This window comes from Euzebya tangerina (assembly GCF_003074135.1).
Lineage (GTDB): Bacteria > Actinomycetota > Nitriliruptoria > Euzebyales > Euzebyaceae > Euzebya > Euzebya tangerina.
The window spans coordinates 1-1,420 of the sequence record NZ_PPDK01000009.1; the positions used below are offsets into that span (position 1 = coordinate 1).

Annotated in this window: 1 protein-coding gene; it reads left to right on the top strand. The window is 33.4% G+C overall.

All coding sequences use genetic code 11. The features are described 5' to 3' along the window. The first annotated feature begins 391 nt into the window (after positions 1–391). Positions 392–1,378 (top strand): replication initiation protein, encoded by a 987-nt coding sequence (locus C1746_RS21805; protein ID WP_032489526.1) that lies wholly within the window; start codon positions 392–394, stop codon positions 1,376–1,378. Positions 1,379–1,420 lie beyond the last annotated feature (42 nt).

Here is a 1,420-nt window from a genome sequence, read left to right on the forward strand (position 1 = left end):
CCTACGCCTAACGGCTTCGGTTGCTGAACCCTTGCAGAACAAGCAAACAAGTTTACTTGCTCTGTAAGGGTTTTGTAATTTTTAATCCTGAAAAAAGAAAAAATTAGGGCTGAAAGCCCAAAAAAGGGACGAAAGTCCCTATATTTTTATATTTTTGTTTTTTACTTGTTTTCGGCGTTTTTAAAACCAGTAAAATCAATAAGTTACAAACTTATACGACAACAAATTTCCTGTTATAAGACAACAAATTTCCTGTTATAAGACAACAAATTTCCTGTTATAAGACAACAAATTTCCTGTTATAGACAACTTTTAAGAAAATACTTGTTGTTTTATATATAAACAACAGGTATATTTTGCTTGTTGTTTTAAACAGGAAATTTGTTGTCTTATGCCAAATGATTTAGTTGTTGTAAAGGCTAATAGCCTTATTGAAGCCAATTACCGATTGAGTATTGATGAAATCAGAATTTTAGCTTTAACTATTGGGACTATGGATCCGAAATCTAATCAAAAGATTTTTGATTTTACGGTGGCTGATTTTGTCCGTGAGTTTCCAGAAATAAGCCAAGATAACGCCTATAAGCAAATTCAGGCGGCTATAAAACGGATTTATGACCGAAGTGTTAAAACTGAAGATAAAGACCGTGTAACTGAATTTCGTTGGGTTTCCTCTAGAACATATTTCAAGAAAGAGGGGCGTTTTAGAATTGCAATGACTGATGAAGTTATGCCATACCTAACGCAACTTAAAGGGCAATTCACGCAATATCAACTCAAACATATCGCTTATTTCAACAGTGTACATTCAATTCGAATTTATGAGCTAATTACACAATATCGCTCTGTTGGTAGTCGTGAAATTACAGTAGAAAAACTAAAAGAATGGCTTCAGGTTGAAAATAAATACCCTAGATTTAATTCATTAAATCAACGTGTTTTGGAACCTGCAATAACTGAGATTAACGAGAAATCTGATTTAGTCGTTGAGGTTGAACAAATCAAGCGTGGGCGTACTATTCACTCTTTAAATTTTGTGATTGGTAGTAAAAAACGAACAGCTCAAAAAATTGAAGAAGTTGCAAAACGGCCAGTATTTCCACATAAAAACAAGTATGGGAAGTTCGTCAAACTCGATAAGCAAAACCCTAAGATGAGCAATCACGAGTACGGTTTATGGGCTAGAGATTGCTTAAAAATACTCGAAGATCATTACACCGATATTACGAAAGTTACCAATGAAGATTTGCGTAATTACTGGGTATTTCTAGCGGGTAACGATAGCAATAGATCAAAATTAGGCTCAAAATCTGATTTTTTAAATGAATTGAAAAAACGAGGTTATAAGCTCGTAGATTGCGAACTAGTAAAAATTTAGGTAGGTATTTTACTTAACTTTTTTTTGAAGAAGAACAAGATG

Bases quoted from the DNA above. Each gene is read 5' to 3' on its own strand.
- C1746_RS21805 (WP_032489526.1), top strand. From the start codon at position 392: ATGCCAAATGATTTAGTTGTTGTAAAGGCTAATAGCCTTATTGAAGCC.